This is a genomic window from Spirillospora sp. NPDC127506 (assembly GCF_040302145.1).
Classification (GTDB): domain Bacteria; phylum Actinomycetota; class Actinomycetes; order Streptosporangiales; family Streptosporangiaceae; genus Spirillospora.
The window spans coordinates 98,283-117,235 of record NZ_JBEORG010000025.1; the positions used below are offsets into that span (position 1 = coordinate 98,283).

Annotated in this window: 21 protein-coding genes; 6 read left to right on the forward strand and 15 right to left on the reverse strand. The window is 73.3% G+C overall.

Features of this window, described 5'->3' with window-relative positions; translation table 11 throughout:
* Positions 1–31: 31 nt before the first annotated feature.
* The 7 genes from ABTW95_RS23155 to ABTW95_RS23185 all read right to left on the reverse strand — a co-directional run bounded on the left by ABTW95_RS23155 (position 32) and on the right by ABTW95_RS23185 (position 7,714).
* A complete protein-coding gene (locus tag ABTW95_RS23155) occupies positions 32–2,650 on the reverse strand; it encodes a DNA translocase FtsK (RefSeq protein WP_500227369.1) in 2,619 nt (872 codons plus the stop codon).
* Positions 2,651–2,750: 100 nt separating this feature from the next.
* On the reverse strand, positions 2,751–4,436 hold the full coding sequence (locus ABTW95_RS23160) for a ribonuclease J (protein WP_396445293.1): 1,686 nt from the start codon (positions 4,434–4,436) through the stop codon (positions 2,751–2,753).
* Positions 4,433–5,371 carry a 4-hydroxy-tetrahydrodipicolinate synthase gene (dapA, locus tag ABTW95_RS23165; RefSeq protein ID WP_396445294.1) on the reverse strand — a complete coding sequence of 313 codons (939 nt, stop codon included), beginning with the start codon at positions 5,369–5,371 and terminating at the stop codon, positions 4,433–4,435. The genes ABTW95_RS23160 and dapA overlap by 4 nt, the downstream gene beginning before the upstream one ends.
* Positions 5,372–5,513: 142 nt before the next feature.
* On the reverse strand, positions 5,514–5,735 hold the full coding sequence (locus tag ABTW95_RS23170; RefSeq protein ID WP_067631925.1) for a hypothetical protein: 222 nt from the start codon (positions 5,733–5,735) through the stop codon (positions 5,514–5,516).
* A gap of 139 nt (positions 5,736–5,874) precedes the next feature.
* A complete protein-coding gene (locus ABTW95_RS23175) occupies positions 5,875–6,930 on the reverse strand; it encodes a hypothetical protein (protein ID WP_500227370.1) in 1,056 nt (351 codons plus the stop codon).
* A gap of 167 nt (positions 6,931–7,097) precedes the next feature.
* On the reverse strand, positions 7,098–7,442 hold the full coding sequence (locus ABTW95_RS23180) for a VOC family protein (protein ID WP_396445296.1): 345 nt from the start codon (positions 7,440–7,442) through the stop codon (positions 7,098–7,100).
* A complete protein-coding gene (locus ABTW95_RS23185) occupies positions 7,439–7,714 on the reverse strand; it encodes a hypothetical protein (protein ID WP_500227371.1) in 276 nt (91 codons plus the stop codon). Before ABTW95_RS23185 ends, ABTW95_RS23180 begins: the two co-directional genes overlap by 4 nt.
* 125 nt (positions 7,715–7,839) lie before the next feature.
* Here ABTW95_RS23185 and ABTW95_RS23190 point away from each other — a divergent pair, with 125 nt between their 5' ends.
* From ABTW95_RS23190 to ABTW95_RS23205, 4 genes are read left to right on the forward strand one after another with little or no spacing between them, the layout of a single operon-like run.
* Positions 7,840–8,397, forward strand: coding sequence for a CGNR zinc finger domain-containing protein (locus tag ABTW95_RS23190; RefSeq protein WP_396445298.1), 558 nt, complete (start codon positions 7,840–7,842; stop codon positions 8,395–8,397).
* Between the two features lie 56 nt (positions 8,398–8,453).
* The gene (locus tag ABTW95_RS23195) at positions 8,454–8,993 is read left to right on the forward strand and encodes a GNAT family N-acetyltransferase (RefSeq protein ID WP_500227372.1); all 540 of its coding nucleotides are present in this window, start codon (positions 8,454–8,456) and stop codon (positions 8,991–8,993) included.
* 56 nt (positions 8,994–9,049) lie between these two features.
* Positions 9,050–10,699: an MFS transporter gene (locus ABTW95_RS23200; protein ID WP_500227373.1), complete on the forward strand. Its 1,650-nt coding sequence runs from the start codon at positions 9,050–9,052 to the stop codon at positions 10,697–10,699.
* Positions 10,700–10,733: 34 nt separating this feature from the next.
* The gene (locus ABTW95_RS23205; RefSeq protein ID WP_500227374.1) at positions 10,734–11,600 is read left to right on the forward strand and encodes a 1,4-dihydroxy-2-naphthoate polyprenyltransferase; all 867 of its coding nucleotides are present in this window, start codon (positions 10,734–10,736) and stop codon (positions 11,598–11,600) included.
* A 55-nt stretch (positions 11,601–11,655) separates the two neighbouring features.
* On the opposite strand, the gene ABTW95_RS23210 is transcribed toward ABTW95_RS23205, so the two are convergent.
* On the reverse strand, positions 11,656–12,330 hold the full coding sequence (locus tag ABTW95_RS23210; RefSeq protein WP_500227375.1) for a uracil-DNA glycosylase: 675 nt from the start codon (positions 12,328–12,330) through the stop codon (positions 11,656–11,658).
* 113 nt (positions 12,331–12,443) lie between these two features.
* Between ABTW95_RS23210 and modA the strand changes: the two genes are divergently transcribed.
* Entirely contained in the window at positions 12,444–13,226 is a 783-nt protein-coding gene (gene modA, locus ABTW95_RS23215; RefSeq protein WP_396445303.1) for a molybdate ABC transporter substrate-binding protein, read from the forward strand.
* Positions 13,227–13,230: 4 nt separating this feature from the next.
* Here the strand turns inward: modA and ABTW95_RS23220 are convergent, their stop codons facing one another.
* A complete protein-coding gene (locus tag ABTW95_RS23220; RefSeq protein ID WP_500227376.1) occupies positions 13,231–14,070 on the reverse strand; it encodes an SCO6745 family protein in 840 nt (279 codons plus the stop codon).
* A gap of 75 nt (positions 14,071–14,145) precedes the next feature.
* Here ABTW95_RS23220 and ABTW95_RS23225 point away from each other — a divergent pair, with 75 nt between their 5' ends.
* The gene (locus tag ABTW95_RS23225) at positions 14,146–14,610 is read left to right on the forward strand and encodes a nitroreductase family deazaflavin-dependent oxidoreductase (RefSeq protein WP_396445305.1); all 465 of its coding nucleotides are present in this window, start codon (positions 14,146–14,148) and stop codon (positions 14,608–14,610) included.
* Between the two features lie 4 nt (positions 14,611–14,614).
* Here the strand turns inward: ABTW95_RS23225 and ABTW95_RS23230 are convergent, their stop codons facing one another.
* The 6 genes from ABTW95_RS23230 to ABTW95_RS23255 all read right to left on the reverse strand — a co-directional run bounded on the left by ABTW95_RS23230 (position 14,615) and on the right by ABTW95_RS23255 (position 18,847).
* Entirely contained in the window at positions 14,615–15,058 is a 444-nt protein-coding gene (locus tag ABTW95_RS23230; protein WP_396445306.1) for a GNAT family N-acetyltransferase, read from the reverse strand.
* Entirely contained in the window at positions 15,055–15,591 is a 537-nt protein-coding gene (locus tag ABTW95_RS23235; RefSeq protein ID WP_396445307.1) for a transglutaminase-like domain-containing protein, read from the reverse strand. Before ABTW95_RS23235 ends, ABTW95_RS23230 begins: the two co-directional genes overlap by 4 nt.
* Positions 15,591–16,328 (reverse strand): 4-hydroxy-tetrahydrodipicolinate reductase, encoded by a 738-nt coding sequence (gene dapB / locus ABTW95_RS23240; protein ID WP_396445308.1) that lies wholly within the window; start codon positions 16,326–16,328, stop codon positions 15,591–15,593. The genes ABTW95_RS23235 and dapB overlap by 1 nt, the downstream gene beginning before the upstream one ends.
* A 37-nt stretch (positions 16,329–16,365) precedes the next feature.
* Positions 16,366–16,989 (reverse strand): FMN-dependent NADH-azoreductase, encoded by a 624-nt coding sequence (locus tag ABTW95_RS23245; RefSeq protein WP_396445309.1) that lies wholly within the window; start codon positions 16,987–16,989, stop codon positions 16,366–16,368.
* A gap of 87 nt (positions 16,990–17,076) precedes the next feature.
* Positions 17,077–17,451, reverse strand: a complete 375-nt coding sequence (locus ABTW95_RS23250; RefSeq protein ID WP_396445310.1) for a phage holin family protein — start codon at positions 17,449–17,451, stop codon at positions 17,077–17,079.
* 76 nt (positions 17,452–17,527) lie between these two features.
* On the reverse strand, positions 17,528–18,847 hold the full coding sequence (locus tag ABTW95_RS23255; protein WP_396445311.1) for a M16 family metallopeptidase: 1,320 nt from the start codon (positions 18,845–18,847) through the stop codon (positions 17,528–17,530).
* Positions 18,848–18,953: the final 106 nt, after the last annotated feature.

Sequence of the window (18,953 nt, forward strand, 5' to 3'; positions counted from 1 at the left end):
CATCATTCCGTAATGCCCTGGCCGTGGTCGCTCAGCCGCCCTCGCCGCGCAGTTCCGCGAGCACCCGGGGAAGATCGTCCGGCTTGGCCAGCACGTCCCGCGCCTTGGACCCCTCGCTCGGCCCGACGATGTCGCGGCTCTCCATCAGGTCCATCAGCCGCCCGGCCTTGGCGAACCCGACGCGGAGCTTGCGCTGCAGCATCGACGTCGACCCGAACTGCGTCGACACGACCAGCTCGATGGCCTGGACGAGCAGGTCCATGTCGTCGCCGATCTCCTCGTCGATCTCCTTCTTCGGCTTGTTCGACTCGCCGACGTCCTCGCGGTACTCCGCCTCCATCTGCTGCTTGCAGTGGTCGACGACCCCGTGGATCTCCTTCTCCGACACGTAGGCGTTCTGGATGCGCATCGGCTTGCTCGCGCCCATCGGCAGGAACAGCGCGTCGCCCTGCCCGACCAGCTTCTCCGCGCCCGGCTGGTCGAGGATGACGCGGCTGTCGGACAGCGAGGAGGTCGCGAACGCCAGCCGGGACGGCACGTTGGCCTTGATGAGCCCGGTGACGACGTCCACCGAGGGCCGCTGCGTCGCCAGGACGAGGTGGATGCCGGCGGCGCGGGCGAGCTGGGTGATGCGGACGACCGAGTCCTCCACGTCGCGGGGCGCGACCATCATCAGGTCGGCCAGCTCGTCGACGATGACGAGCATGTACGGGTACGGGGTGTAGACGCGCTCGCTGCCGGGCGGCGGCTTGAGCTTGTTCGCCTTCACCGCCTTGTTGAAGTCGTCGATGTGCCGGTACCCGGACGCGGCCAGGTCGTCGTAGCGGCGGTCCATCTCGCCGACGACCCATTCGAGGGCCTCGGCGGCCTTCTTCGGGTTCGTGATGATCGGCGTGATCAGGTGCGGGATGCCCTGGTACATCGTCAGCTCGACCCGCTTGGGGTCGACCAGGACCATCCGCACCTCGTCCGGCGTGGCGCGCATCAGGATCGAGGTGATGAGCCCGTTGATGCACGTCGACTTGCCCGCGCCGGTGGCGCCCGCGATGAGGATGTGCGGCATCTTCGCCAGGTTCGCCACGACCGTGCGGCCCTCGACGTCCTTGCCGAGCCCGACGATCATCGGGTGGTGCTCGTTGGTCGCGGCCGGGGAGCGCAGCACGTCGCCGAGGCTGACGATGTCCTTGTCGGTGTTGGGGATCTCCACCCCGATCGCCGACTTGCCGGGGATCGGGGAGATGATCCGCACGTCGGCGCTCTTCACCGCGTAGGCGATGTTCTTGGTGAGCGCGGTGACCTTCTCGACCTTCACCGCCGGGCCCAGCTCGATCTCGTACCGGGTGATCGTCGGGCCGCGGGTGAACCCGGTGACCTGCGCGTCGATGTCGAACTGCTCCAGCACGCCGGTGAGCGCGTTCACGACCGTGTCGTTGGCCTTCGTCCGCGGCTTGGACACGCTGCCGGGACGCAGCATCGACGGGTCGGGCAGCACGTAGATCTCGCCGGACGACGACAGCGGCAGCTGCTCGGAGCGGCGCGGCGCGGGCGTCGGGTCGGGCACGTCGTGCGGCGCCCCGGCCGCGGACTCGCCCGGCGCGCGCTCGTCCCCGGGCGGGCCGGGGGGCTCGTCGTCGGCGGGCGGGGCCGGCGGCGGGACCTCGGCGCCGAACGGGTCGGGCTCGAACAGCTCGTCGGCGAGGTCGCGGCGCGGCGGCTCGGCCTTCTTCGGCGCGTCCTCCAGCAGCGGCGAGTCGTACGGCCGGGAGTGCTCGCCGACCTCCAGCTCGTCGCCGCCGTCCTCGGCGCGCTTCCTGCGCCGCCGCCTCTTCGGCGCGTCCTCGCCCTCCCGCCCGCCGGCGGGCGCGCGCTCCGGGCGGCCCTGCAGCGTCGCCATCGCCCACAGGTCGGCGACCCGCTCGGGCACCTTCGCGATCGGCGTCGCGGTGACGACCAGCAGCCCGAACCCGGACAGGAGCAGCAGCAGCGGGACGGCCACCCACCCGCTGAGCGCCGCCTCCAGCGGGGCCGACACCAGCCAGCCGACGACGCCGCCGGACTCGCGGACGCCCGCCATGTCCCTCGCCGGGGACGGGACGCCGGCGGCGATGTGCAGGATGCCGAGCACGCCGACGCCGAGCGCGGTCATGCCGATGACGATGCGGCCGGTGTCCTCGTGGTCCTCGGGGTGGCGCAGCGTCCGCCACGCCAGCAGCGCCAGCAGCACGGGCAGCGCCATCGCCATGATGCCGAGGCCGCCGCGCGCGACCTTCTCCAGCGCGATCGTGACGACGCCGTCCGGCCGGAACCAGGTGACGGAGGCCAGCACGATCGAGGAGCCGAGCAGCGCCAGCCCGAGCCCGTCGCGCCGGTGCTCGGGGTCGAGGTTCCGGGCGCCGTGCCCGTAGGCGCGGAAGACCGACCCGACCGCGACGGCCGCGAGCAGGTACAGCCTGAACAGGAGCTTGAAGAACCCGAGGACGGCCTGGGAGATCGGGTCGGGCTTCTGCGGGGGCCGCCCCCGACCCGAGCCGCGGCCCTTGGAGGCGCCGCCGCTCGGTCGCTTCCGGGGGGACGAACCTGCGGACTTGCGAGCCGTCGTGCCCCCCGCACGCGAAGAGGTTCTCGCACCCCCGGACGCACGTGTGGCCATGGTTATGAGAGTAACCAAGGACCTCGGGGGTTCCGGGGATGACGCAAGGCGTGTTGGGAGAACGGACGGCCGCGGGGCCCGCGGCCGTCCGGACCCGGCCTCAGACCTCCACGACCACCGGGACGATCATCGGGCGGCGCCGGTAGTTGTCGCTCACCCACTTGCCGACGGTGCGCCGGATCAGCTGGCTCATCTGGTGCAGGTCGTTCACGCCGTCGCCGGCGGCGTCCCGCAGCGCGTCCTCGATCCGCGCGATGACCTCGTCGAAGTCCTCGTTGAGGATGCCGGCGCCGCGGGCGTGCACCTCCGGCCCGGCGACGACCTTGCCGGACGTCGAGTCGATGCCGACGACGATGGAGACGAACCCCTCCTCGCCGAGGATGCGCCGGTCCTTCAGCGAGGTCTCGGTGACCTCGCCGACCGAGAGCCCGTCCACGTACACGTACCCGGCGGGGACGGCACCGGCGATCTTGGCGCGGCCGTCCACGAGGTCGACGACGACGCCGTCCTCGGCGATGACGATCCCCTCCTCGGGGACGCCGGTGAGCGCGGCGAGCTTGGCGTGCGCGCGCAGGTGCCGCCACTCCCCGTGGATGGGGATGAAGTTGGCCGGCTTGGTCACGTTCAGCACGTACAGCAGCTCGCCGGCCGACGCGTGCCCGGACACGTGCACGAGCGCGTTGCCCTTGTGCACGATGCGGGCGCCCCAGCGGGTGAGGCCGTTGATCACGCGGTTGACCGCGTTCTCGTTGCCGGGGATCAGCGAGGACGCCAGCAGCACGGTGTCGCCCTCGGTGATGCGGATCGAGTGGTCGCGGTTCGCCATCCGCGACAGCGCCGACATCGGCTCGCCCTGCGACCCGGTGCACACCAGCACCAGCCGGTCGCCGGGAATGTCGTCCAGATCCTTCTGCTCCACCATGATGCCGTCGGGCACGTCCAGGTAGCCCAGCTCCCGCGCGACGCCCATGTTGCGGACCATGGACCGGCCGATGAAGCAGACCTTGCGGCCGTTGGCGACGGCGGCGTCCAGGACCTGCTGGACGCGGTGGATGTGCGAGGCGAAGCAGGCGACGATGAGCCGCTCCTGCGCGGTGCGGAACACCTCGTCCACGACCGGCCCGATGTTGCGCTCGCTGGTGACGAACCCGGGCACCTCGGCGTTGGTCGAGTCGGCCATCAGCAGGTCGATGCCCTCGGCGCCGAGCCGGGCGAAGCCCGGCAGGTCGGTGAGCCGGCCGTCCAGCGGCAGCTGGTCCATCTTGAAGTCGCCGGTGTGCAGGACGAGCCCGGCGGGCGTGCGGACGGCGACGGCCAGCGCGTCGGGGATGGAGTGGTTGACGGCGAGGAACTCGCAGTCGAACGGGCCGAAGTTCCGCCGCCCGCCCTCCGCGACCACCTCCGTCACCGGCTTGATGCGGTGCTCGGTGAGCTTGGCCTCCAGCAGCGCGAGCGTCAGCCTCGAGCCGACGAGGGGGATGTCGCGGCGCTCGCGCAGCAGGTAGGGGACGGCGCCGATGTGGTCCTCGTGGCCGTGCGTGAGGATGACGGCCTCGACGTCGTCGAGGCGGTCCCTGATGTACTCGAAGTCGGGCAGTATCAGATCGACACCGGGCTGCTCGGTCTCGGGGAACAGCACGCCGCAGTCGACGACGAGCAGGCGTCCGCCGTACTCGAACACCGTCATGTTGCGGCCGATCTCCCCGAGCCCGCCGAGCGCGACGATGCGCAGGCCGCCCTCGGGCGGCGCGGGCGGGTCCGAGAGCTCCGGGTGAGGATGACTCACCGGGTGACCTCCGGGATGGCGACCTCCGGCACTTTGACTCCCCCTATCGTGAGGTCTTCTCGCAGGCGCGCCGCGAACTCCGGCGTGGCCTCCACCAGCGGCGCGCGGAGCGGGCCGCCTCCGGGGAGGCCGAGCAGGTTCAGCGCTGCCTTGACGGCGATGGCGCCCTGCGTACGGGTCATGATGGCGGTGACCACGGGCAGCAGCCGGCGGTGGATCTCCAGCGCCCGGCCGTGGTCACCGGCGCGGTATGCGTCGATCATCTCATGGAGTTCGACGCCGACGACATGCCCGACCACGCTGACGAACCCCGCCGCGCCGACCGAGAGCCAGGGCAGGTTGAGGTTGTCGTCGCCGGAGTACCAGACCAGGTCGGTCTGCGCCATCACGCGGGACGCGCCGAACAGGTCGCCCTTGGCGTCCTTGACGGCGATGATCCGCGGATGCTCGGCGAGCTGGACGAGCGTGTCGTTCTCGATCGGCACCCCGGCGCGCCCCGGGATGTCGTACAGCATGCAGGGCAGCCCCGTCGCGTCGGCCACGGCGGTGAAGTGGCGGACGAGGCCCTCCTGCGGGGGCTTGTTGTAGTAGGGGGTGACCACGAGCAGCCCGTGCGCGCCGGCGGCCTCGGCCTGCCGCGCGAGCTGCAGGGTGTGCTCGGTGTGGTTGGTGCCGGCACCGGCGACGATCACGGCGCGGTCGCCGACCGCCTCGATGACCGCGCGCAGAAGCTTGCTCTTCTCGTCGTCGCTCGTCGTCGGCGACTCGCCCGTCGTCCCGTTGACGACGAGGCCGTCGTGGCGCCGCTCGTCGACCAGGTGGGTCGCGAGGCGCGCGGCGCCGTCGTAGTCGACGCCGCCGTCGGGGAGGAACGGGGTGACCATGGCGGTCAGCATCCGTCCAAACGGGGCGTCAGTCGTTGTGCTGGGTGCCATGCAACGAACGGTACCGTTCCGGCCGTTCTCCTTGGACCCGCAGGTCGTACATAAAAGGAGAAGCCGCCGCCACGCGCTCGGGGGTACGCGTGGCGGCGGCTTCCATCACCACATCGTGGCACGCAAAAGCCGCGTTACGGGGTCAGTCCGGCCACTTCCCGGACTCGATCGGATAACGTGACCCAGCGGTCATCTCATGCAGCCGGACGCGCAGCTCCTCGACGTCGGGGGTGCGCACGAGATCGTTGCCGCGGACGGCCCACCAGAGGCCGGATCCGCCCCGTCCGATCCGCCAGCCGGCGAACTCGGCTGACAGCTCGCCGATCCGGTCGGCGTCGCGCCGTGCGGTCTGCTGAACGCCCATCGGCCTCGTCCCCACTTCCTTTGCCGTCCGGTGGTTCCGTCTTGACTTCCGCACGGGGCAATACCCCCGAAGGTGAAGGGCTACCCAACCCTTTCTACCTGCGCGGACAAGGGAAAGGGAACGTGGCCGGGGAGGTTTCTCAACCGGCAGGACTTTCTGTCGTCCGGGGCAGCCAGATGGAGCGGTAACGGGCCCACTCGTCCGGCCGGGTCGTCCAGTCCGCGTACACGCCGACGCCGTAGGGGCGCTTCGGCGGGCGCTCCAGCTGGTCGACCCCGCGCCGGACGCCGCGCAGCGCGACGGACAGGTCCTCCGCCCACTCCATGAGGGGGCGGTAGGTCGGGACGCCGATGAACACGGTCGCCCGGTCGCCGATGAGCTCCAGCGTCTCGCGGGTGTGCCGGGCGAAGTGCCGGCCGGCCAGGGAGCGGGTCGGCAGCGACACGTCGTAGGTCATGATCGCGACCTGGTCGGCGCGGTCGGCGACGGCGCGCAGGAAGTCCCGCGTCGGGCGCGGCGGGTAGTGGACCGGCCCGGTGCGCGGGATCAGCGCCTTGTAGACGGGCTGCAGGGCGTCGATGAGCGTCGGCTGCTCCAGCGCCACCGACAGCACCTTGCCCCGCGCCCCGGTCAGCTCGCGCGTGCGGTCCAGGAGCGCCATGAACGCCCGGTCGTCGGGGTAGATCGGCTCGAAGTCGTAGTGGATGCCGTCGAAGCCGGCGTCCAGGAAGGCGGCGTCGGTCCTGACGACCCTGTCCCGGACGGCCGGGTCGTCCAGGTCGATGACCCCCTTGCCGTCGACCATCCGGATCTGCCCCAGGTACGCCTGGGAGCGGACGCCCGGTGCGTACTCGCGCATGGCTTCGATGAGCCGCCGCGCATAGCGGTACTTCGACGCGGGGACCGTCCCGTCCGCCTCGACCGGGCCCGCGTGGAAGAACACGTCGGTGATGCGGTTCCGCTTGAGCAGGTCGCCGAACGCGCGGTACTCGGCGTCGCTGTGCGGCTCCCCCACCCACTGGTGCCGCGCCCACAGCGCGTTGGTCTCGGTGCCGCGCGCGTGCGGCTCGGGCTGCCACCAGACCCACGCCCCCGCGAAGACGAGGGCGGCGAGGCCGAGCACGTACGCCGCCGCCCATCCGGTCCAGCGCAGCAGCCTGCGTGCGATTCTCGCGACCCGCCCCTTGTGCTCCATCACGCAATGATCCCGGACGAGCGGGGCGTCCCGGACGACGTACCCCAGGAACCCCCCATGGGATGATCATGGTCGGGACGTGATCGCGCTCCGGCCGTCGACACGCGGGGACGCCGCTCGCCCAGATCGTCGAGGACCGACCCCGGGGCGGGTCCGCCGGAGCCCCGTCACGGGAGGGGGCACAGGCAGAACTCGTTGCCCTCGGGGTCGCGCCACACCTGGAAGGACGCGCCCGGCGGGGTGGGCGCCCGCGTCGCGCCGAGGCCCGCCGCCCGCTCACCGGCCGCCCGGACGTCGGGCACGTCCAGGTCGAAGTGCAGCCGGTTCTTGGCCGTCTTGCGTTCCGGGACCCGCTGGAACGACAGGACGGGCCCGTTCCCGCCGAGCGGCGCGAGGTCGAGCCAGTCGTCGTCGGCGCGCGTCGTGCGCATGCCGAGCAGCTCGCCCCAGAACGCGGCCATGGCGTCCAGGTCGGCGCAGTCGATGACGATGTTGGCCACCTTCGGGATCACCGGGCGCCTCCCGCCGCGCCGGCCGTGCGCGCCGCGGCGCGCGCGCAGTGCACGGCGGGCTGCGGGCGCCGCGCCGGCCGCGCGGCGCGGCGGGCGGCGATCCGGTCGGGCACGCCGCCGAGCAGCCACCGGCGGGCACGGGCGGTGCGCTCGGCCTCGCGGGCGCGGGCGGTGAGCCGCGCCTCGACGATGTCGGCGTGGAGCCGCGCGTACTCGCGCTCCGCCCACGCGTGCCGCATGGCGAGCCCCGCCAGGTAGGGCAGCGGATTCATCTCGTCCTCCCGTGGGTTGAAACCATCTAAACCGTAACGGCGGTGTCGCCAGGATGCAACCGGTGAAACCTTAATGATGGTGTTGCGCCTTGCTAGAGTTGACCGGAGAACACGCGGGAGGGGTTATGGCCGACGCTCACTCCGATGAGGACCCCGCGCTGCTGCTCAGGGACTTCGTCAACACGCTGGACGTCGAGTCCGCGACGGACGAGATCGCCGCGCCCGGCGATCTCGGCGGCTGGCTGGCGGGGCGCGGGCTCGTCCCGCCCGGGACGGCGGCCGGCGACGCCGACGTGCGCGCCGCCGCGGCGCTCCGGGAGGGGCTCCGCGAGGCCATGGCCGGCCACCACGGGCCGCGGGAGGCCGACCTCCCCGACGACCTGGAGGACGCGCTGGCCGCCCTCCCGCTGCGGGTCGCGCTCACCGGCCCGCGCCCCGCGCTCGTCCCGCTCGACCCGCCCGGCACGGCCGCCGCCGGCCTGGCCCGCGTCGCTGCCGCGATCATGGACTCCGCCGCCGCGGGGACATGGCCCCGGCTGAAGGTCTGCCAGGAGGACACCTGCCGCTGGGCGTTCCTCGACACGTCCAAGAACCGGTCCCGCGCCTGGTGCTCGATGAGCGTGTGCGGGAACCGCACCAAGACCCGCGCCTACCGCGCCCGCCGCAGGTCCCCGGCGGGCTGATCCGCCCCCGCCGCTAAGGTGGGCGGCGGACTTCCAGCGCGAGGACGGGGGGCGGCATGGCCGATGTGGGGGTGCGGCCCGCGCGGCGCACGGACGCGGCCGCCGTCGCGGACATCCAGGTGCGGGCGTGGCGGCACGGCTACCGCGACCTGCTGCCGGACGGCGTCCTCGACCGGGTGACCGGGCCCGACGCCGTGGAGGTGTGGCGGGAGCGGTGGGCGGAGGCCGCGGCGGCGCCGCCGAGCCCCCGGCACCGGCTGCTGGTCGCCGTGGCGTCCGACCTGGTGGTCGGGTTCGCGGCGCACGGCCCGGCCGAGGACGGCGACCTCGACCCCGCCGCCGCGGCGGAGCTGATCACCCTGCTGGTCGACCCGGCGCACGCCCGCGCCGGGCACGGGAGCCGGCTGCTCGCCGCGACCGCCGACCTGCTCCGCGAGGACGGCTTCACGACCCTGATCAGCTGGGTCTTCGAGGACGACGAGGTCACCCGCACGTTCCTCGGCTCGGCCGGCTGGGCCCCCGACGGGACCGCCCGGACGCTCGACATGGGCGAGCCCGTCCGGCAGATCCGGCTGCACACCGACATCAGCGGCTGACCGCTCGGCCAGGGGTCGGTGAGGGGCACCCGCACACCGGCAATATCTTTGAAGCCGTGCCCGAGTCCACCTCCCTGTCGCCGGAGCGCGCCGCCGCGCCGGCGCCCGCCGTCCGGCACCGCGTGCTCGGCATGGTCGTCATCAGCCTCGGCGTCTCGCTGATCATCGTGGACGCCACGATCGTCGGCGTGCTGCTCCCCCGGATCGTCGCGGACCTGGGCCTCACGACCACGGACGCCGAATGGGTGACCTCGGTGTACGCGCTGGTGTTCGCGGCGCTGCTCATCCCGTTCGGGCGGGCCGGGGACCTGTTCGGGCGCCGCCGGATGTTCGTGCTCGGCACGGCGGTCTTCGCGGCGGCGAGCGTCGCCGCCGCGCTCGCCGGGGACGGCTCGGCGCTGATCGGCGCGCGGGCGCTGCAGGGCATCGGCGCCTCGATGGTCCTGCCGGCCACGCTGTCCACGCTGAACACGGTCTTCACCGGGCGGGACCGGGCGGTGGCCTTCGGCGTCTGGGGCTCGATGATCAGCGGCATGGCCGCGCTCGGGCCGCTCGCCGGCGGCGCGATCGCCGCGGGCGGCGGCTGGCGCTGGGCGTTCGGGGTCAACCTGCCGCTCGGCGCCCTGCTCGCCGCCGGGGCGCTCTGGCTGCTGCCCGAGACCCGTCGGCCGGGCGCCGGGAGCGCCCGGCGCGAGATCGACTGGGCGGGCGGGCTGCTGTCGGTGCTCGGGCTCGGCGCGCTCGTGTGCGGGATCATCGAGGGGCAGACGTACGGCTGGTGGACCCCGACGCGCCCGTTCGCGATCGCCGGGCACGACTGGCCGGAGACGGCGCTGTCGCCCGTCCCCGTCGTCCTCGCCCTCGGATGCGTGCTGATCGCCGCGCTCGTCGTGGTGGAGCGTTCCCGGGCGGCGGCCGGGCGCCCGGTGATGCTCGACCTGGAGCTGTTCCGCATCCCGAACTTCCGCCGCGGCAACCTCGCCTCGGCCCTGATCAACGTCGGCGAGCTGGGGCTGCTGTTCGTCCTGCCGCTGTTCCTGCTGGGCGTGCACGGCACCGACCCGCTCCAGATCAGCCTCGCGATCCTGCCGCTGGCCGTCGGCGCGTTCCTGTCCGGCGGGTACGCGGGCAGGCTCGCGAACAAGCGGGGGGCGCACCGGGTCGTGCAGATCGGCATGGTGCTGGAGGTCGCCGCCGTCGTCGCGCTCGCCCTCACCGTGTCCGCGGCGACCGGCGGGCCGCAGCTCGCGCCGTGGATGCTGCTGTACGGCGTCGGCCTCGGGCTGACGTCGGCGCAGCTGACGAACGTGTCGCTGGCGGACGTCCCGCCGGCGCAGTCCGGGCAGGCGTCCGGGACGCAGTCGACCGCCCGGCAGGTCGGCGCGGCGCTCGGCATCGCCGCCATCGGGACGGTGTTCGCGACGAGCCTCGGGCACGCGATGACCGACCGGCTCGCGGACTCCGCGCTGCCGCCCCGAGAGCGGGCCGCCGTCGCGCACGACCTGCGGGAGAGCGCCGGGACCTACGGCCGCGAGCTGCACGCTGCCCCCGGGATGGAGGCGGAGGCCCGCGCCGCCGACGAGAGCCTCGCCGCCGCGACCCGGAACGCGGCGCTCACCACCGCCGCGATCCTGGCGCTCGGGCTGGGCGCGTCGCTGCGGCTGCGCCCGGGCGGTGATCTCCATCGGGGAGAATCGAACCGGTAGTCCCCCTGTCGTCCCACGAGAACAAGCGGTAACTGTGGCCACGCTCTCCCAATGGGTCGCCGGATCCCGGCCCCGCACCCTGCCCGCGTCCCTCGTCCCCGTCGTCGTCGGCACCGGCGTCGCGGCCGGCGAGGGCGAGCCCGTCTGGTGGCGCGCCGTCCTCGCCGGGTTCGTCGCGCTCGTCCTGCAGATCGGGGTGAACTACTCCAACGACTACAGCGACGGCGTCCGCGGCACCGACGAGGACCGCGTCGGCCCGCTCCGCCTCGTCGGCTCGAAGGTCGCGCCGCCGAAGCAGGTCCTCGCCGCCGCGCTCGGCTGCTTCCTCGCCGCGGCCGTGGCCGGGCTGGTGCTCGCCGCCGTCACGACCTGGTGGCTGCTGCTCGTCGGCGCGTTCGCGATCCTCGCGGCCTGGTTCTACACGGGCGGCAGGAACCCCTACGGCTACCGGGCGCTGGGCGAGGTGTCGGTGTTCGTCTTCTTCGGCCTCGTCGCCGTCGCCGGGACGGTGTACGTCCTGATCGAGGCGCTGCCGTGGGAGGCGTGGGCGGCGGCGGTGCCGATCGGGCTGCTGGCCTGCGCGCTGCTCGTCGCGAACAACCTGCGCGACATCCCGACCGACCGCGAGTCGGGCAAGCGGACCCTCGCCGTGGTGCTCGGCGGCCCCTGGACGCGCATCCTGTACGCGGCGTGCACCGCGCTGCCGTTCATGTTCGCCCTGGCGCTGGCGGCGCCGCACCCGTGGGCGCTGCTCGCGCTGCTCGCGGCGCCGCTGTCGCTGCCGCCGACGCAGAAGGTGCTGCGGGGCGCGACCGGCCCCGCCCTGATCCCGGTGCTGGGCGAGACCGGCCGGCTCCAGATCGCCTATGGCGTGCTGCTGGCGATCGGCCTCGCGCTCTGACCCCGGGCCCGCGACGTCCGGGGAGAGGGGACCGCGCAGGCGCGCCCCCGTGCCGCTATCCCCAGCGGATCTCGGGGAGGCCGGCGTCGACTAGGGCCTTGTTGGCGGCGCTGAACGGGCGCGTCCCGAAGAACTTCCCGGCGCTCAGCGGGCTCGGGTGCGCCGACTCGATCACGGTGTGCTGCGGGCCGGTGATCAGCCGGGCCTTCTTGCGCGCGTAGGCGCCCCAGAGCACGAAGACGACCCGCTCGGTCTTGTCGTTCAGCGCGCGGATCGCGGCGTCGGTGAAGTCCTCCCAGCCCTTGCCGGCGTGCGAGCCCGCCTCGCCGGCGCGGACGGTCAGCACCGCGTTCAGCAGCAGGACTCCCTGGTCGGCCCAGCGGGTCAGGTCACCCGACGCCGGGGCCGGGACGCCGAGGTCGGCGGCCAGCTCCTTGTAGATGTTGCGCAGCGACGGCGGCAGCCGCACCCCGTCGCGGACGCTGAAGCTGAGGCCGTGCGCCTGGCCGGGGCCGTGGTAGGGGTCCTGCCCGAGGATCAGCACGCGGGCGGCGTCGAACGGGCAGTGCCGGAACGCGTTGAACAGGTCCTCGCGCGGCGGGTACACGGTCTGCGCGCCGTACTCCCCCGCGACGAACGCGCCCAGCGCGGCGGTGGCGATCGGGTCGAGCAGCGGGTCGAGCCGCTCCCGCCAGTCGCCGGGCAGCAGTTCCATCAGGTCGAGGGACATCGTCGGGCCTCCGCGGACGTGATCTCCAGTTGCCGGAAACACTAGTGCGCGGCACTGACACGCCACGCCGCAATCACCGGAGCGAAAGGGCCCCGACCGTAGGATGAGCCCATATGCCCGACTCCCCCCGTCGGCGGCGCCTCCGCGCGGCCGCGCTGCTCGCCGCGCTCGCCCTGCCGGGCCTCGGCGCGGGCTGCGGCGGCTCGTCCGGCCCGGTGACGCTGACCGTCCTCGCCACCTCCTCCCTCACCGAGGTGTTCGGCGAGATGGGGACGGCCTACCACCAGGAGAACCCGGGCGTGAGGCTGCGCTTCGTGTTCGGCGGCTCCGCCGAGATGACCGATCGGCTGTCGGAGCACGCCCCCGCCGACGTCCTCGTGACCGCGGACGCGGCGAGCATGAAGGAGGTCTCCGCCGACCTGGCCGGACGCCCCCGGACCGTCACCCACGACACGCTCACCATCGCCGTCGGCCCCGGCAACCCGCGGCGCATCCGCAGCCTGCGCGACCTGCGGCGGCCGGGCCTGCGCGTGGCGGTCGGCGCGGGCTCGGTCCCGGTGGGCCGCTACACCCGCCGGGTGCTGGCGAACGCCGGCCTGACCGTCCGGTGGACGTCCGAGGAGATCAGCGCGCGGGCCGTCCTCGACCGCATCCGCACCGGCGAGGCCGACGCCGGGATCGTCTACATCACCGACCTGCGCTCGGCGGGCATCGCGGCGAGCAGCGTCGCCATCCCCGCGGACCTGAACGTCACCGCCGCCTTCCCCGCCGCCGTCGTCGGGGACTCCGGCCACCGGGACCTCGCCGGCGCGTTCGTGTCGTGGCTGCTGACGCCCGCCGCCCAGAAGCTGTTCCGCAAGTACGGCTTCCCGAGCCCGCCGGCGGACCGGGGCTGAGCGGCTAGCCGACGCGGGGCAGGCCGATCGGGTTCGGGAACGGCATCTCGGCCGCCACCGCCCGCGCCGCCGGGACGAGCGACGCGTGCAGCGCCTCGGGGTCGTCCAGGACGCCGTACGGGGGCGCGGCCAGCTCGTCGGTGCGCCGCTCGATCCGGGCCCTGAGCGCCCGCCCCTCCTCGGTGGCCTCGCCCCCCGCCATCAGGCCGCGCCGCGCCAGCGCGCCGGACGCCGCGTCCCACTCCTCGGGCGACCAGCCGCGGCTCTGCCGCAGCCGCTCCGCCGGGACGTCGCCGGCGGCCGACGCGAGGACGTTGGCCTCCAGACCGTTCAGCCCCTCCGCGGTGAGCAGGGCGACGTGCCCGTCGCCGCGGTGCTCGCGCAGCGCGGTGGCCGCCTGCCAGAGCGCCTCCACCGGGTCGTCGGGGACGTCCAGGCCGCGGTTGGCCGCGAACAGCGGACGGCCCGCCGCCTCGGCGGCCATGACGACCTCGTGCAGGCGCGGAGCGGCCGCCTCCGCCACGCCCTCGATCCCGGGGCAGGCCCGGCGCAGCGCGCGCGCCGCGGCCTCGCTCCGGGCCCGCAGGATGGCCTCCGGCGACGCGAAGCTCCACGCGTCCGGCACCGCCCGCCGCACCCGCGCCGGGTGGAACCCGAAGAACGCCGCCTCGACCGTCCCCGCCGACACGGCGCCGAGCGGCGCGGCCCGGCTCCCGAAGTAGCCCATCCAGAACCCTTTGAGGCCGACGTCCTTGTTGGCCGTCCGGCACTCCTCCGAGAAGTACGTCACCGCGTGCAGCGGTTCGGCGGCCTTCCACATGTCCCGCGCGAACTCGGCATCCACCCGGCGAACGCTAAAGCCGCGCCCGTCCCCGCACAACCCCGCTTCCCGCGCCCGTCCGGGGGGAAGGTGGGGGTCATGAAGTTCCTGGAACGCCCCTCACCTCCGACCGGGCTGCGCCGCTTCGTCGTTCGGCTGCCCATCCACCTCTACCGCATGCGCCTCGGCCGGCTCATGGGCGACCGCTTCCTGCTGCTGGAGCACATCGGCCGCAAGTCCGGCAAGCGGCGGCAGGTGGTGCTCGAAGTGATCGAGCGTTCGGAAGGCGGCTACGTCGTCTGCTCCGGCTTCGGGAAGAAGGCCGACTGGTACCGCAACCTCATGCGCCGTCCCGACGCCGCCATCCAGGTGGGGCGCCGCCGCCTCGACGTCACCGCCCACCCCCTCGACCCCGCCGAGGGCGGCGAGATCATGGCCCGCTACGCCCCGCGCCACCCCAAGGCGGCCGTACGGCTCGTGCACCTGATGGGCTTCACCGTCGACGGCACTGTGGACGACTTCCGCCGCGTGGGCCGCGAGCTCCCCTTCCTCCGCCTCTCCTGACGCTTCAGGCGTCCAGGGTGCGGTGGAAGAGCACCCGGTCGGTCGCCGGCCCGTCGTGCGCGGAGGCGGGGGTCGCGGTGAAGCCCATGGCCTTGTGAAAGGCGATCGAGCCGGAGTTCCGCGGGGACGTCAGGGCGCGGACGGCCGTGCGGCCGTCCGCGCGGGCCAGCGTGAAGAAGGTCTCGTAGAGGCGCCGGGCCAGACCGGCTCCGCGGAAGGCGGGGTTCACGCCGACGAAGTGGATGTAGGCGGTGTCGGGAAGGGACGGCGAAAGGAAACCCACCAGGAAGCCGGCGAGGTCGTCCGGGGTTTCGGCGATGAGGCTCGTCCGGTGGAAGTGGTCGAGGAACAGGCGCGGCAGGATGCGGTGGACCTCGCGCCCCCACCAGTCGTCGACGACCGCGATGATGCGGTCGTAGTCGGCGGGCGAGGCCGGACGCAGGTTCACAGGAGGGCACCGGGGAGCGCGGAGGGCTCCGGCATGGCCTTCAGGCCCTCCAGGACGGCGTCGGGAGGCGCCGCGTAGACGACGGGGTGGACCGGGTCGCCGGGGAAGGCCAGGCGGTCCTCAGACGCGGAGAACTGGACGTCGATGCCCGGCTTGTTGCCGCGCGGGTCGAGGAGGACCCAGCGGTCGTCCACCAGGACGGCGGTGAGCCCGTGCAGGAAGCCCGACGTCCGCTGGTAGCAGAGGCCCGCCTGGACGCCGCCGGCGCGCAGCAGCGCCGCGTAGGCGTGGGACTTGGCGTAGCAGAGGCCGGTGCGCTGGTCGAGGACGTCCGAGGCGCGCCACGGGACGCGCGGGTCGCCGGTGTCCATGGAGTGCGGGATCCGGTCGCGGACGTAGTCGAACGCGGCGCGGGCGTAGGCGATGTCGTCGCCGGTCCGCAGTTCCGAGGCGATCGACTGGACGAGCGGGTGCTCGATGTCGATCGCCTCGGACGCGGCCAGGTAGTCCCAGGGGTCGGCGGCGAAGTCCATCACAGCCCGAGGAGCGACTCGATGCCCACCGTGAGGCGGTCCATCGTGGGGACCTTGCGGACGGCGAGGAGGACGCCCGGCATGAACGACTCGCGGTTCATCGAGTCGTGCCGGATGGTGAACAGCTCGCCGTGCCCGCCGAGCACGACCTCCTGGTGCGCGATGGCGCCGGACATGCGGACGGCGTGCACCCGGACCCCGTCCACGTTCGCGCCGCGGGCGCCCTCGACCTCCGAGGTCGTGGCGTCCGGGGACGGGTCCACGCCGGCCTCGGCGCGGGCGGCGGCGACCAGCTCGGCGGTGCGGTAGGCGGTGCCGGACGGGGCGTCGGCCTTGTTCGGGTGGTGGGTCTCGACGATCTCGACCGACTCGAAGAACGGCGCCGCCTTCTGCGCGAAGTGCATCATCAGCACCGCGCCGATGCCGAAGTTGGGCGCGATGATGACGTTGCCCGACGAGTCGTCGGTCAGCCAGGAGCGGACGGTGTCGAGGCGGGACGGGTCGAACCCGGTGGTGCCGACGACGGCGTGCAGGCCGCGCTCGACGCACCACTTGAGGTTGTCCATGACGACGCCGGGATGGGTGAAGTCGACGACGACCTCGGCGGCGGTGAGCGCGTCCAGCTCGTCGCCCTGGTCGACGGCCGCGACCAGCTCCATGTCACCGGCCCCCTGCACGGCACGGCACACCTCGGCCCCCATGCGGCCCCGCGCGCCCAGCACCCCGACCTTGATCACGTGTTCCTCCCGGTTGGCGTCCCGCCCGAGCCTATCGTCAGAAGCGCTTGCCCAGCTCGCGCGCCTCGGCGTGCGCGGCGCGGCGTCCCGCGTCGGCGTCGGCGGTGGCGAGGTCGGGGCGGAACTCGACGCGGCGGATGTCGGTGATCCCCGTCCAGCGCAGCCAGCCCTCCAGGAAGGGGGCCTGGTAGTCGCTGCCGAACGCGGGCGGGCGGCCCTCCCCGTACACGGCGCTCGTGTAGACGACGGCGGCCTTCTTGCCCTGGAGGAGGCCGGTGTAGCCCTTCTCCGGATCGAAGCGGAACACCCAGCCGGGCTGGGAGACCACGTCGATGAACTGCTTGAGGACGTACGGGACGCTGGAGTTCCACATCGGGACGCTGAACAGGTACCGGTCGTAGGAGTCGAAACGCTCGAAGACGGCGCGGGCGGCGCGCCACGCGGCGGCCTGGTCGCCCGCCGGCTCGCCCCCCGCCAGCACGGTCATCTTGGCCCCGGCGCCGGCCGGGCCGAACGCGGGGAGGGTGCCGTCCCACAGGTCGAAGTGGTCGACGACGTCGCCGTGGACCTCGCGGTAGGCGTCGGTGAACGCCGCGGCGACCGCCAGGGACTCGGACGCGCCGCCCCGGGGGGACGCGGAGATGTGCAGCAGGCGTGACATGGGAAGTCCTCTCAACGAAGGCATACGGACCATAGTCCGATTACACCTCCGCAGATTAGCGGACTTCGGTCCGCTTAACAAGGCGGGTCAGTCGTCGTCCGCGACGAACAGGTTGAGCAGCCAGCTCACGACGCCGATGACGATCGCGCCCCAGAAGGCGGGCCAGAACCACTCCACGTGGAAGGGGAGGCCGAGCTCGCCCGCGATCCAGCTGGTCAGCATGAGCAGCCCGGCGTTCACCACCAGCGCGAACAGCCCGAGGGTCAGGATGTAGAACGCGCACCCCAGCACCTTGATCACGGGTTTGAGGACGGCGTTGACGACGCCGAAGACGACCGCGACGACCAGCAGCGTGAGCACCCGCTCGGTCGTGCTCGCGGCGGTCAGCTCGACGCCGTCGAGGGCCGCCTCGGCGACCCACAGCGCGATCGCGGAGATGACGACACGGATGAGGATCTTCACCCACCGGGACCTACCCGGCGGCTGGGCGATTCACCCGGCCGGCGGCCCGGGACCGCGCCTCCGGCGCGGGCGGGGCTCAGGCCGAGAAGTCGCGGTCGCCGACCGGGCCGATGACGGTGAGGGCCTGCGGTGCGGTGAGGACGTCGCGGGCGACCGCGCGGACGTCGTCGAGGGTCACGGCCCCGATGCGCGCCAGCACCTCGTCCACCGGCAGCAGCGACTCGTAGACCAGCTCGCTCTTGCCGATGCGGCTCATGCGGGAGCCGGTGTCCTCCAGGCCGAGGACCATGGCGCCGCGCAGCTGGCCCTTGCCGCGCTCCAGCTCCTCGTCGGTGAGGCACTCGTCGGCGGCCTTGCCCAGCTCGTCCCGGCAGATCGACAGGACCTCCTCGGCCTTCGCGGGCTGGCAGCCCGCGTAGACGCCGAAGATGCCGGAGTCGGCGTACTGCGCGGTGTAGCTGTAGACCGAGTAGGCGAGGCCGCGCTTCTCCCGGATCTCCTGGAACAGGCGGGACGACATGCCGCCGCCGAGCGCCGCGTTCAGCACGCCGAGCGCGAACCGGCGGTCGTCGGTGCGGGACACCCCGGCGCCGCCGAGGATGATGTGCGCCTGCTCGGTGTCCTTGTCGATCACCACGCTGCGCGGATCGAGCGGCGCGGGCGCCCCGTCCAGGCGGGGCGCGGCGGGCGCGGCGTCGCCGGTGAGGCGGCCGGCGAACGCGCGGGACACCAGCCGGACGACCTCGTCGTGGTCGATGTTGCCCGCCACCGACACCACCAGCTTGGGCGGGACGTAGTGCTCCCGGTAGTAGCCGTGGATCCGGTCGCGGGTCAGCGCGTTGATCGACTCCTCGGTGCCGAGGATCGGGCGGCCGAGCGGGGTGTCGCCGTACAGCGCGGCGGAGAACTCGTCGTGGATGAGGTCGCCCGGGTCGTCGTCGCGCATGTGGATCTCTTCGAGGATCACGCCGCGCTCGGCCTCGACGTCCTCGGGGCGGTTGACCGAGTCCGCGACCATGTCGGAGACGATGTCGACGGCGAGCGGCAGGTCGGCGTCCAGCACCCGCGCGTAGTAGCAGGTGTACTCCTTGGCGGTGAACGCGTTGAGGTCGCCGCCGACCGCGTCGATCGCCGCGGACAGCTCCAGCGCCGACCGCCGCCGCGTCCCCTTGAACAGCACGTGCTCCAGGTAGTGGCTGGCCCCGGCGTCCGCGGGCGCCTCGTCGCGGGAGCCGACCGCCGACCAGATGCCGAACGCGGCGGACCGCACGGTCGGCATCGACTCGGTGATGATCCGCAGCCCGCCGGGCAGCACGGTGCGGCGCACCGCGCCGGCGCCGTCGGTGTGGATCGTGGTGGTGGTGCCGGGCTCCTGCGCCCGCGCCGGCAGGGTCACGTGTGGCTCACATTCCGTCGGGGGAAGCGCCCGGCCGGCCGTCCCGCGGCTCGTCCAGCGCCTCGCCGAGGGCGTTCCACACATGGCCCTTGGTGATGTCGCCGAC